This is a genomic window from Paenibacillus sp. FSL W7-1088 (genome assembly GCF_037969855.1).
Lineage (GTDB): Bacteria > Bacillota > Bacilli > Paenibacillales > Paenibacillaceae > Paenibacillus.
Genome location: NZ_CP150216.1, coordinates 2552691 through 2564842 on the forward strand (window position 1 = coordinate 2552691; position 12152 = coordinate 2564842).

Annotated in this window: 13 protein-coding genes; 11 read left to right on the plus strand and 2 right to left on the minus strand. The window is 49.5% G+C overall.

Features of this window, described 5'->3' with window-relative positions; all coding sequences use genetic code 11:
• The first annotated feature begins 217 nt into the window (after positions 1 to 217).
• The 3 genes from MKY42_RS11705 (at position 218) to coaD (ending at position 2025) form a co-directional block, all read left to right on the plus strand.
• On the plus strand, positions 218 to 559 hold the full coding sequence (locus MKY42_RS11705) for a Bro-N domain-containing protein (protein WP_339852857.1): 342 nt from the start codon (positions 218 to 220) through the stop codon (positions 557 to 559).
• A 346-nt stretch (positions 560 to 905) separates the two neighbouring features.
• A complete protein-coding gene (gene rsmD / locus MKY42_RS11710) occupies positions 906 to 1517 on the plus strand; it encodes a 16S rRNA (guanine(966)-N(2))-methyltransferase RsmD (RefSeq protein WP_090895876.1) in 612 nt (203 codons plus the stop codon).
• 1 nt (position 1518) lies between these two features.
• The gene (gene coaD, locus MKY42_RS11715) at positions 1519 to 2025 is read left to right on the plus strand and encodes a pantetheine-phosphate adenylyltransferase (protein WP_090902131.1); all 507 of its coding nucleotides are present in this window, start codon (positions 1519 to 1521) and stop codon (positions 2023 to 2025) included.
• On the opposite strand, the gene MKY42_RS11720 is transcribed toward coaD, so the two are convergent.
• Positions 2003 to 3259, minus strand: coding sequence for a nucleoside recognition domain-containing protein (locus MKY42_RS11720; RefSeq protein WP_179265175.1), 1257 nt, complete (start codon positions 3257 to 3259; stop codon positions 2003 to 2005). The two genes, coaD and MKY42_RS11720, sit on opposite strands and share 23 nt — an antisense overlap.
• A 203-nt stretch (positions 3260 to 3462) precedes the next feature.
• Here MKY42_RS11720 and MKY42_RS11725 point away from each other — a divergent pair, with 203 nt between their 5' ends.
• The gene (locus MKY42_RS11725; protein WP_090895881.1) at positions 3463 to 4503 is read left to right on the plus strand and encodes a SepM family pheromone-processing serine protease; all 1041 of its coding nucleotides are present in this window, start codon (positions 3463 to 3465) and stop codon (positions 4501 to 4503) included.
• Between the two features lie 306 nt (positions 4504 to 4809).
• Here the strand turns inward: MKY42_RS11725 and MKY42_RS11730 are convergent, their stop codons facing one another.
• Positions 4810 to 6042 carry a nucleotidyltransferase gene (locus MKY42_RS11730; protein WP_339851201.1) on the minus strand — a complete coding sequence of 411 codons (1233 nt, stop codon included), beginning with the start codon at positions 6040 to 6042 and terminating at the stop codon, positions 4810 to 4812.
• A 482-nt stretch (positions 6043 to 6524) separates the two neighbouring features.
• On the opposite strand from MKY42_RS11730, the gene MKY42_RS11735 reads away from it, so the two are divergent.
• The 7 genes from MKY42_RS11735 to fabG all read left to right on the plus strand — a co-directional run bounded on the left by MKY42_RS11735 (position 6525) and on the right by fabG (position 12005).
• Positions 6525 to 7031: a DUF177 domain-containing protein gene (locus tag MKY42_RS11735; protein WP_090895887.1), complete on the plus strand. Its 507-nt coding sequence runs from the start codon at positions 6525 to 6527 to the stop codon at positions 7029 to 7031.
• A 65-nt stretch (positions 7032 to 7096) separates the two neighbouring features.
• Positions 7097 to 7270 carry a 50S ribosomal protein L32 gene (rpmF, locus tag MKY42_RS11740; RefSeq protein ID WP_017689233.1) on the plus strand — a complete coding sequence of 58 codons (174 nt, stop codon included), beginning with the start codon at positions 7097 to 7099 and terminating at the stop codon, positions 7268 to 7270.
• Between the two features lie 449 nt (positions 7271 to 7719).
• Positions 7720 to 8268 (plus strand): transcription factor FapR, encoded by a 549-nt coding sequence (gene fapR / locus MKY42_RS11745; RefSeq protein WP_205525006.1) that lies wholly within the window; start codon positions 7720 to 7722, stop codon positions 8266 to 8268.
• Positions 8265 to 9260 (plus strand): phosphate acyltransferase PlsX, encoded by a 996-nt coding sequence (plsX, locus tag MKY42_RS11750; protein WP_064639094.1) that lies wholly within the window; start codon positions 8265 to 8267, stop codon positions 9258 to 9260. Before fapR ends, plsX begins: the two co-directional genes overlap by 4 nt.
• An 8-nt stretch (positions 9261 to 9268) precedes the next feature.
• On the plus strand, positions 9269 to 10258 hold the full coding sequence (locus MKY42_RS11755; RefSeq protein WP_179265173.1) for a beta-ketoacyl-ACP synthase III: 990 nt from the start codon (positions 9269 to 9271) through the stop codon (positions 10256 to 10258).
• Positions 10259 to 10285: 27 nt separating this feature from the next.
• Entirely contained in the window at positions 10286 to 11218 is a 933-nt protein-coding gene (gene fabD / locus MKY42_RS11760; RefSeq protein ID WP_339851209.1) for an ACP S-malonyltransferase, read from the plus strand.
• Between the two features lie 37 nt (positions 11219 to 11255).
• The gene (gene fabG, locus MKY42_RS11765) at positions 11256 to 12005 is read left to right on the plus strand and encodes a 3-oxoacyl-[acyl-carrier-protein] reductase (protein ID WP_179265172.1); all 750 of its coding nucleotides are present in this window, start codon (positions 11256 to 11258) and stop codon (positions 12003 to 12005) included.
• The last annotated feature ends 147 nt before the right edge of the window (positions 12006 to 12152 follow it).

Here is a 12152-nt window from a genome sequence, read left to right on the forward strand (position 1 = left end):
CTATCCACTTAAAGGTGATTATCGAATAGGTGAAGACCGTTAGTCTGACGGGTATGAACCCACTCCTCCAAAGAAAATAACAATTGGGAAAAAGCAAACGGCTGGTATAGGGGATTGATTTGATTTGTATAAGCAAACAACCGGAGGAGGTACTTTCAAAGCACCCCCATGTCGAAGTTGGGAGTCATAGTAATAAGGTCATCGGCCCGGTCATGAAATTCGGTTCGTTGAGAAAATACCTGGTGAGTGGTGGGCGGTAGCTGCTGATATTTCAAAAGCTCTTGGATACAGGGATGCCCACAATATGGTTCGTAACTTGGACCCAGAAGAACAAACTACTCATAAAGTGAGTACTTCGAAATTTACTCGCAGGATGGTAATTGTATCCGAAACCGGCATATACGAGGCGGTTTTCAATAGCAACCGGACAGAGGCTAAGGATTTCAAACGATGGGTGAAGCAGTTGATTCGTGAACTTCGTCATTCAACAGGCCTCGAAGGATTCCAAGTATTCCGAATGCTTGATAAGAATAAAACGCACCCAATTCGCACCCAATAACGAATACGGTAATGACATTCAATCGTTAGGAATGGATAAAAACCTTGATGAATAAGGATTTGAACAACAAAAAGAAGCCCTCTTTCGAGAGCTTCTTTTTCATGGGAGAGGAGAAACCGGACGAAGAGCTTATGGGGAAACGTAAGTCTTCTCCGCGGTTGTCTACGACACTTGTGATGTCGATAATTACAGGATGGCCGGAAAGTTTCCTTTTTATACATATGCGTCAACAATTCGTCAACAATATTTCGGCGAGAAAGCAGACGGACTATTTTTCAAACTGAACCCGATTGTGGTACGATAGCTTTATCAATAAACTTACATAGAGAGAAAAGGTGACTCATCAGTGAGAGTGGTATCTGGGAGTGCGAAAGGCAGACCGCTGAAGGCTGTTCCTGGCACAGGAACGCGGCCGACCACCGACAAGGTGAAGGAAGCGTTGTTTAGTATGATTGGCCCTTATTTTGAGGGCGGTACAGCATTGGATCTGTTTGCAGGCAGTGGAGGTCTCGGGATTGAGGCGCTGAGCCGCGGCATGGACAAGGCTGTTTTTGTTGACTTGGAATCGAAAAGTATTGAAGTGATTCGTGCAAATCTGAAGGCAACCAAGCTGGAAGATCAGGCGGCCATATACCGGAATGATGCCAGTCGTGCATTGAAGGCGCTCGCCAAGCGAAGCACACAATTTGATCTCGTATTTCTGGACCCGCCCTACCGTATGAAAAATGGGGACGAGTTAATGCTTACGATGCACGAGCTGGGCTTGCTTGAACCGGAAGCGACCATCGTGCTTGAATATGAATCCAAATATAATTACCCTGAGCAATTCGGCCCGTTTGAACAAACGCGCAAGGCATTGTATGGGGAGACAGCTGTATCCATCTATCATTATGCACCTGCTGCAGCAACAGAAGATGGACAACCTAGCACAGCGGAAGAGGAGGCTCCTCATGAGTGAAATGATACATCGTCAGGAACGAATTGCCGTATATCCAGGGAGTTTTGATCCCGTAACGATGGGCCATCTGGACATTATTGCCCGCGCGTCGAAGCAGTTTGATCGCGTCATCGTGGCTGTATTGAATAATATGAGTAAAAACCCACTGTTTACGGTGGAAGAACGGAAAAGTCTTATTTCAGAAGTCACGAGTTACCTGCCTAATGTGGAAGTGGATAGCTTCCGTGATCTGACAGCAAATTATGTAAGGCAAAAAGATGCTCAGGTCATCGTCCGCGGTATCCGCTCGGTGACGGATTTTGAGTATGAGCTTCAGCTGGCTTCGACGAACAGCAAGTTAAATCCGGATGCGGAAACCATTTTTATGATGACCAATCCGAAATATTCGTACCTGAGCTCCAGCATCGTCAAGGAAATTGCCCACTACCACGGAGATGTCACCGATCTGGTCTCACCTGAAGTGGAAGCTGCGCTGCGTCAGAAAATTAGCGAGAAAACCGGCGGTTAAACCAGAAAGTCAGCCCGGACAGGCTGATCATGACGGTGAGCAGCAATGCCAGACCGATACAGGCAGCAGGGAAACCAATCCAAAAGACTTCGATAATGTCGGAGGTGTTCATGCCTACCAGAGATTGATTGGTTAAGAATGGTGCCCAACCATTGCCTGGATTGGTCTGAAACGTGGGCAAGACTTCTGAGCTGTAACGGCTGAATGGCAGCCATAGCAGCAAACTGAGGAAAACTGCAACCAATGCATGAAGCAGACGGATTCCGGCAAAATACATCATGGACGTTGCGGCAAGTCCCGCAGCTTTCAGCACGGCGGAAACTTGCAGATGAGAGCATAGACCTCCCCAGCCGAGGACGGCTGCAAGCAAAGACATGAGCAGAACAGGCGTTAATGGGCTCTGACTCAGGTGATACGTTCCCAGATGGTGCTCCAGCAGGGAGGGCCAAAAAGCAACTGAAGCACCGGGGGTGATATAGAGGGTGAGCAGCCGAACAAACACGGCAAACACAATCATATATCCTCCCGTCATCATTAAGGTTTGTACAGCTTGGGAGACGGTGTCACCAAGCAATTTGCCGAACCCGCGTCCGTCACGTTCCTGGGCTGCACGGGCTGCAAGCATCATCTGGGACCATAGGCTCTGTCGTTTGGACGAAGAAGGGTTTGCAGTTGATTGTTTTTCCCCTTTTGATTCTTTGGGCAGGAGTCGTACTCCGATCATGGTGGCCATCCAGCCACTAACCCAGTGAACGATCAAAAGGAAATATCCGGCCACAGGCTGGTGTAGAAAAGCTGCACCAATGACAAGTATAATCATCAATGGATTGGCGAAATGAGATGCTGCAGCGACAATGCCCGCCTGTTTGGCGGTAATTTGTTGATCCTGCACTAGGCGGGAGGCGGTATCTGCTCCAGCCGGAAAGCCGCCGCACATGCCGACAGCAATAGCCAGTCCGGCTTTGCCCGGCAGACGGAACCAGCGCTGCATCAATGGCCCAAGCAAGACACCGAGCGCGTGAGTAAAGCCGAACGCAGTCAGCATTTGGGATAACATCAGGAATGGAAGCATGGCCGGAAAGATGATTTTCCACCAAATGTCCAAACCTTGAATAGAGGCATCAAATGCATCTTTTGGAGATACAACTACTGCAATTACCAGCATTAAAGCGCCGGTACTCATAAGTACCGTTTGTAACGGCCCTGAGCCCGTAACTTCGCTCTGCATTGTCATTGTTTCACCTCATATGGATCGTGCCGCATACACTCGGCCAGGATTAGTTGTGGACGGCCGAAAGACGTCCGTAGACGCTTCGGCCTTGACCGGATAAGCTACTGTAAACAGCGGCCTATCCGGCCTGTACCATTGTATGCAAAAGCATGAGAGTGTTAGACTTATAATTATTGAAAGATACGCAAAGAACGGGGGCTCATGCAATGAATCGGATTCGGAAATCTGGCGGATTCAGAGCTTCGATCTTTGTGATCGTGGTGGCTCTAGTCGTCTATGTTGCGGTATATATGCCAACGCCATATATCATTTATATGCCTGGCAGTGCCGATGAGGTAAAACCCATGGTTACCGTGAAAGAGGGGGATAAGGAAGAACGCGGTGTGTTTATGATGACGACAGTGTCGGCAACATACGCCAATGTGTTTTTGCTAGGAACCTCCTTGTTTAATCGAAATGCCCAAGTGGATAAAAAAGAAGATCGGCTGCGCGGCAAAAGCGAAGCGGAATATTCTGCCGAACAGGTCTGGTTCATGAGTGATTCACAATCCTCGGCCATGGAGGCGGCTTATGAGCAGGCGGGAGTGAAATACTCCATTGTTCCTGAGCATATTTTTGTATTCGGGCTGTCCGAAGATCCAAAGCCTAAGGGAGATATTGAGCCCGGAGATATTATTTTGGGTGTGGACGGAACGGCAACTCCAGACAATACGGTGTTGTCTGAGCAGTTAAAGAACAAAAAGGTCGGGGATACGGTTGAGATGCAATTGGAGCGAGGCGGAGAGACCATCAGCCGCGACGTTCAATTGATTGAAGTGAAAGATAGCAAAACCGGTGAAGTTCGCCCGGCACTGGGTGTCATGATCGGAGCGGTTCAGAAGGTGAAAGCAGAAGATCCGGATAAACAGATATCCTTCACGGATACTCAGGTTGGTGGCCCCTCTGCCGGACTGATGTTCACCCTGGAGATTTATAATCAGTTGACTCCTGGAGATTTGACGAAAGGTCACCGGATTGCTGGCACAGGCACCATTAACAAAGAAGGTGTGGTTGGTGCAATCGGTGGCGTTGTGCACAAAATTGTTGCGGCGGACCGGAAAGAAGCGGAGTTTTTCTTTGTGCCGAAGGACAATTATAAAGAAGCCGAAGCCAAGGCTGAACAGATTGGTACCAAAATGAAACTCATTCCTGTCAGCACAGTGGATGATGCGCTGGCTTATCTGAAAACCTTGTCTGTTAAATCCTAAAACAATTATCATTAGTGAGCAGTATGCCTTGAATAAAGAATAGTAGAATAATGTCAAATCCCCCTATTGCAACGATGCCGAATCGGTATGCAGTAGGGGGATTTTGTTTTGGGTAATTGATATTAAACAACGCATGATCAACAGAGTTTGAACAAGCTTATACCCGCAGATCAGGATTGGATCAATCCAGATACAAGCTTGGGCACGCACCAGGCAAAAAACGTACAAGTTGATCCAAATAAAATAGTGTGAGGAATTCAAAAATCGTTTATGTTGAGCCTGCTAAGGATAGGACTGAACGTAGGGTTAGAGCCTCACAGGAGGGTCATAGTAGTCGCTGTACATCATGCGTGTATTGGTGTGTTTGCAGGCGAGTGCATATGCTGCCTGTGCTTGTACATCCAGCTCCAACTGGTTATGGACAAAGGTTGATGGTTTCAGAAGAACGGGCAGAGAAGCCGTCTTTTTCATTTGTTTCAAAAGGCCCTGTCCTTGTGCATTGAACCCAAGCACTCGAAGATATGCTGGCCCTTCAGCAAGCTTCTCGGGCGAACATTCGGCCTTGGTATGATTCAGCAGGATATGGGTCAGCATGCGCTGTAGCTTTGTGCGGGTGTAGCGTTTCGTCTTGAGTGTATTCAGCAACGCCTCGACTGAAGGCTCCGGGAGCTGAGCGAGCGTGCGGCTCAGCCTGTGTTCGAGTCCTTCCGTGACCTCGGCGATCTGCTCCAGCTCGGAGGCACGGCGTGTGGCCGCGATGTGCAGCAGCGGCTGTGCAAAGCGCTCCCAGTGCACGGGAGCGCGCCCTTCCTGCCATTCGCGCTGCAGAATGGCAAGAGTTGCCGCCGGCACGTATGGCGCGGCGGCTTCGGGCCCGTCCGCCATCAGCAGGCGGCGGACGGCGGTTGCACTGGCGATCGCCCCTGGTCCGGGCGTCGCCTGATGATACGCGGCACCGGTACGCGCCGCCGTAAAGGGCTTGATCGCGCTGCCCAGCCGTTGCAGCGCGATCAGGTAATGCAGCCCAAGCGAATTGTTGGGCTGCCCCAGCAGTGCAGCGGCGTCGTCCGCATCGACGCCGCCAGGCGCCAGCGCTGCCGCCGCACCTGCGTATGCGGCGGGGTAGCTGGCGCCTTCCCGCAGGCGGCGCGCGATATCCTCGCGCAGCCCTGCGGGCTCCACAGCCAGCACGCGCGCAATGCGCTGCAGGCTGTCCAGGTCGCCGGACTCGCTGCCAAAGCAGAGCGAGTCCACCACGCCTGTGCGGTGCAGCAGTGACACCGCACCAAAGGCGAACCACTCGGCCGGTTGTACGGCATAGGCAACCGGCAGTTCAATCACCAGATCGGCGCCAGCATGGAGCGCCATCTCCGTGCGGGCCCTTTTACCCACGATGGCGGGTTCGCCGCGCTGGAGGAAAGGGCCGCTCATCACAGCCACAACTACGTCTGCTCCACTGAGCCGTCTGGCTTCACTTAGATGATAGACATGTCCGTTATGTAAAGGGTTATATTCAACAATGACGCCAACGGCTTTCATATGAGAACGCGCTCCTTTCGGTAAATATTCAATGGCGGTTTAATCATTCACTCCTAGCCCGATTATATACGAGCTCATCTTGTTCCATAATAGGACATGGGTATGCCTTTGTTCAAATCATATCGCAGTGTATACACCGGAAAAGAAAAGAATCCTGCTGGTCGATATAGCCCGAACACGCCCTCAAAATGCATGACTTGTAGTTTAACTTACAGTAAGCCTATAATGGTTCAGAGATCGAATGCGGATTAGCTCGTCATTTTCAAAAAGGGTGTAAAGTTAAAAGTGTTGACAAACGTCTTGAAAAATCGGTATAATGATTTTTGTTTGTTAAGTCAATTTCATAATACTTTTAACGAGGAATCGTCAGAATACATACAGTCAGGAATATGATGTGTTGCAAGAGTCAGGCTTGACCTGTATAACTGTCGTAAGGCGTTTAACTTACATTATGAGATTGGTTTCGTTTGGAGTGATGGGAAATGTTAATGCCATTTCGCAAAGTGGCTACCAGTGACCGACCCCTGCAGTTCAATGAACAGTGGGATATCAAGGAACTGGTTTCTAACCGACAGGATATCACAGCCGTTACCCCGCTGACTGCGGATTTATCTGCAGAACACAGAGAGGGCGACGTTGTGGATGTTCATGGCAAACTGACAGTAGGAGTGGACATGTTATGCTCCCGATGTCTTAAGCCGATTAATGAACATTTTCATATTGATTTTCATGAGCAATTCAAGCAGGGGAAACAGCCAGAGGAATTGCCCGAAGACGATGATACTTTCTACGTGGATGGAGAGAGCGTTGATCTGAAAGGTTATGCCGAGGAAGCTTTTCTGCTGGATCTTCCGTTTATACCGCTATGCAGCGATACATGCAAAGGGTTATGCCCCAAGTGTGGCCATGAGCTGAACGAAGGTGACTGCGGTTGTGATAACCAAGTTATCGATCCGCGGCTTGCAGGGCTCAAGGATTTTTTTAAATGAGCATGAGTGAAAATCGAACGTAACAACTACCTGCAAAGGTTGATTTTGATAAGGAGGTGGGAATAATGGCAGTACCTCAACGGAGAACGTCCAAGACGCGTCGCGACAAACGTCGCACTCACTTTAAATTGGCTGTACCGGGCATGGTGAAATGTGAACAATGTGGCGAACTTAAACTTAGTCACCACGTGTGCAAAGTGTGCGGAACGTACAAAGCAAGAGAGATCATCTCTCAATAATAGCTAGACATTAAGTAGCACTTCATTTCGATGAGGTGCTACTTTTTTTAGACTATAACATCACAAGAATGACTACTTCTGCCTGTATTCTATCTCTTGAATAAAGTTCAATATATGTTTTTACTATTTTAGTAAGGCTCTTTACGGGTTGTGTTTGGGGCTGTGAAGCCGGGCTTTGCAAGGCAGGATTGTTTTTGCTCTGCAGCCTTTCTTTTTGACACGGGATGAGATATACTATAGTTTAGTACCAGGTTCTAAGATTTGACGTTACATAAACATGAACCATGATTCGTGTGAGAACGCCCCTGCTGAACAGGGATGCAACTATAGAAGCAATGTGAAAGAATATATTGAACTGACCGGATTAGGTGGTTCCTTAAACGATACAGCGGGGGGTGTCAGGCATCGAACGTGTACCGAAGAGACAGAGGCAGCAGCAGTTAACCAAAATGATCGAAGACAACCCGTTTGTGACGGATCAGGAACTTACACGCCAATTGAAGGTAAGTATTCAGACGATTCGTCTCGACAGACTGGAGCTTGGGATTCCCGAGCTTCGGGAACGGATGAAACTGATGGCGGAGCGTTCCTATGATCAGGTGCGCTCCTTGCCCCTGCATGAGATTATCGGTGATATTGTGGATCTGCAACTGGACAAAAGCGGGATATCCTTGTTTGAGATTAAGGAAGAGCACGTATTCTCGAGAACGGGCATTGCAAGGGGACACTATGTTTTTGCACAGGCCAACTCGTTGGCTGTAGCCGTTATTAACGACGAGATAGCTTTGACGGCTTCCGCAGACATTCGTTTTGTCCGTTCGGTCCATTTGTCTGAGAAATGTATTGCGAAGGCTTATGTGCGATCGATCTCGGGTCAAAAGGGCAAAGCCAAAGTGGAAGTGTTCACTTATGTGGGTGAAGAAATGGTGTTTCAAGGCAACTTTGTAATCTACCGTTCAGGTGGAGAAGACAGCGTAGAAGGAGGTCATTTGGGATGAAAATCGTCATTGATGCCATGGGAGGCGATAATGCCCCTGCGGCAACAGTAGAAGGTGCGATCGCCGCGGCTACGGAATGGGCGGATACACAGATCGTCCTGGTCGGCGATGAAGCCAAGCTGGAACCTCTTCTGAGTCAGTCAGGAGCCAAACCTGCTAATCTGACTATTCGGCATGCTTCCGAAGTCATCGGTTCGGATGATGAACCGGTGAAGGCAGTCCGTCGCAAGAAGGATGCCTCCATGGTGGTTGCGGGGCGTATGCTTAAGGAAGGTGAAGCAGACGCCATGATCTCAGCGGGCAATACCGGAGCATTGATGACTGCCGGCTTGCTTGTAGTAGGCCGTATGGAAGGCATTGAGCGCCCGGCGCTTGCACCCATGATTCCCACGATCGATGATGTGGGTGTACTTGCACTTGATCTCGGCGCGAATATGGATGCCAAACCGGAACACCTCGCACAGTATGGTCTGATGGGAAGCTTGTATCGGCAAAAAGTGCAGGGGATCGCGTCACCAAGAGTGGGTCTGCTCAATGTGGGAACGGAGCCGGGTAAGGGGAATGAGTTGACCAAACATGCCTATCCGTTGCTGGAGCAACTTCCAATTCGTTTTGTTGGTAACGTGGAAGCCCGTGACGTGCTTACAGGTGCGTGTGATGTACTTGTATGTGATGGGTTTGCCGGAAATATATTGCTCAAATCGCTCGAAGGCACAGCAGGTGCCATTTTTGCTCTGCTTAAGGAACAATTCTCATCGTCGCTCAAAAGCAAACTGGCTGCTGCTGTGCTTATGCCTGAGCTGCGCGGTTTGAAACGGAAGCTGGATTATACCGAGCATGGCGGTGCGCCACTCCTCGGTTTGAGCAGACTTGTGGTGAAAAGTCATGGATCGGCTGATGGCAATGCCATCAAAAATGCTGTGCGCCAAGCACGGATTGCAGTACAGAACCAACTGGTGGAGAGCATATCTAAGGAAATTAGCGGGAAGTGAGTGACGACATGAATAATTTGCGCCCGGTAGGGGTTATCGGTACAGGTAAATATGTACCAGAGAAAATTTTGACAAACAGCGATTTGGAGAAAATGGTTGATACGAATGATGAGTGGATTGTCAGTCGTACAGGAATCAAGGAGCGTCACATCGCTGCACCGGATCAGGCGACTTCGGATCTGGCATACGAGGCAGCTATTAAAGCACTTGAATCGGCTGGCATGACTGGCAGTGATCTGGATCTGATTATTGTGGCAACCATTACACCGGATTCTTCCTTCCCTTCTACTGCTTGTATTTTGCAAGATAAGCTTGGTGCCAAGGGTGCTGCGGCATTTGACTTGTCTGCTGCCTGCTCCGGCTTTGTATACGGTCTGGCAACAGCAACGAGCTTTATCCAAAGCGGCATGTACAATAATGCACTTGTTATTGGTGCAGATTGCTTGTCTCGCATTACGGACTATACCGACCGTAATACCTGTGTGCTGTTTGGCGATGGCGCGGGTGCGGTTATCGTTGGTGAAGTGCCGGAAGGCCGTGGATTTAAATCATTTGATCTCGGAGCTGAAGGTGCAGGCGGAAGCCTGCTTCAAATGGAAGGCGGGGGTTCACGTCTGCCTGCATCCGTAGAAACGGTTGAGAACAAAAAACATTACATTTACATGAATGGCCGTGAAGTGTTTAAATTTGCAGTACGGGTGATGGGTACAGCGACAGTCGAAGTGCTGCGCAAGGCTGGTCTGGAACGTACGGACGTGGATTTGTTTGTTCCTCACCAAGCCAATATCCGGATTATCCAATCTGCAATGCAGCGACTTGAGCTTCCTGAAGAGAAAGTTGTAGTCAACGTGGATAAATATGCCAATACATCTGCAGCCTCCATTCCGCTTGCTCTGGTAGAAGCTGCTGAAGAAGGCCGCATGAAAGCCGGAGATACCGTGCTTATGGTTGGTTTCGGCGGCGGATTGACGTGGGGCGCATCGGTGCTCATTTGGTAAACTAGACAGCTGGGAGAGATGAATTGGATGGGTAAAATAGCATTTGTATTTCCCGGACAGGGATCGCAGACTGTAGGCATGGCCAAGGACGCGTATGAGTCTGTGCCTGCGGCAACAGAGATTTTTCGCACAGCCGATGAAACGCTAGGTTTCTCGCTGAGCAATCTTGTTTTTGAGGGACCCGAGACCGAGTTGAAACAGACATCAAATACGCAACCGGCTCTGTTGACAGCAAGTATTGCATTGCTTGAGGCATTTAAAGAAAAAGGAATTCAGCCTGATTATACGGCCGGACACAGTCTGGGTGAATACAGTGCACTGGTCGCGGCGGGCGTTCTTTCGTTCGCGGACGCGGTAAGCATTGTGCGAGCACGCGGTCAATACATGGAACAGGCTGTTCCTGGTGGACAGGGTGCGATGGCGGCGGTATTGGGTGCGGATCGGGAAGCGCTGGGGGTGCTTTGCCGGGACGTATCCGAAAGTGGTCATGCCGTTGAACTTGCCAACATCAACTGCCCGGGACAAATCGTGATTTCCGGTGTGAAGGAAGGGGTAGCTGCTGTCGCTGAACGGGTTAAGGAAGCAGGCGGCAAACGCGCCATCACACTTGAAGTAAGCGGTCCGTTCCATTCTTCCTTAATGAAGGATGCAGCAGAGAAGCTGGCTGAGAAATTGAAAACTGTTTCGTTCTCACCTGGGTCGGTCCCTGTAGTCGCGAATGTGACTGCAAGACCTGTGGAGGACGGTAAGGTTCAGGATTTATTGACAGCTCAGGTCTATTCTCCGGTTTTATGGGAAGACAGTGTGACATGGCTTATTGAGCAAGGTGTGGATACCTTTATCGAGATTGGCTCTGGCAGTGTGCTAACAGGTTTGATTAAAAAAATAGATAAAACCGTTAAACTGTACAATGTAAACAGTCTTGAGACGCTCGAAGCAACAGCAGCTGCACTAATTTGATTAACCATGATTAGATTTGGGGAAAGGAGGAATGATTATGTCTAAACCATTACAAGGTAAACATGCGCTCGTTACCGGTGCATCCCGTGGTATCGGGCGTAGTATTGCACTCGCTTTGGCTGAGGCTGGCGCCAACGTGGCCGTGAATTATGCGGGCAGTCAAGCGGCAGCTGAGGAAGTAGCGGAAGCGATTCGTGCCAAAGGTGTCGAGGCCATTACGATTCAAGCGAATGTGGGCCAGATGGACGAAGCCGAACAAATGGTCAAAGCTACGATTGAGGCGTGGGGCAACGTTGATATTCTTGTCAACAATGCTGGAATTACCCGTGATAATCTGATCATGCGTATGAAAGAAGAGGAATTTGATCAGGTAATCGAAACCAATCTCAAAGGAGTGTTTAACTGTCTTAAGGCGGTTACGCGTCCAATGATGAAGCAACGGTCTGGTAGAATTATCAATATCTCCTCTGTTGTGGGTGTGCTCGGAAATGCTGGACAAGCAAACTATGTTGCTGCCAAGGCAGGGGTCATCGGTTTGACGAAGGCATCTGCACGTGAGCTTGCCTCCCGCGGCATCACAGTTAACTGCGTTGCACCCGGATTTATTGAGACCGATATGACGAAGGAATTGTCCCAGGAGATCGTGGACAACATGTTGAACGGTATTCCGTTGTCCCGTCTGGGCCAGCCGGATGAAATTGCCGGTGTTGTCACGTTCCTGGCTTCAGAAGCTTCATCTTATATGACAGGGCAGACACTGCATGTTGATGGTGGCATGTACATGTAATTCTTCCCGGACTTGAACAATAGTCGGGGAACAGGCGCTGGACGATCCGAAATGCCGGAAAAAGGCCGGGTTCCCCGGCCGGGAGCCGCATATGTCTTCTATGGCATTTTGCCTGCGATTCTCGTATAATACCAAGGAGGAGGTGAA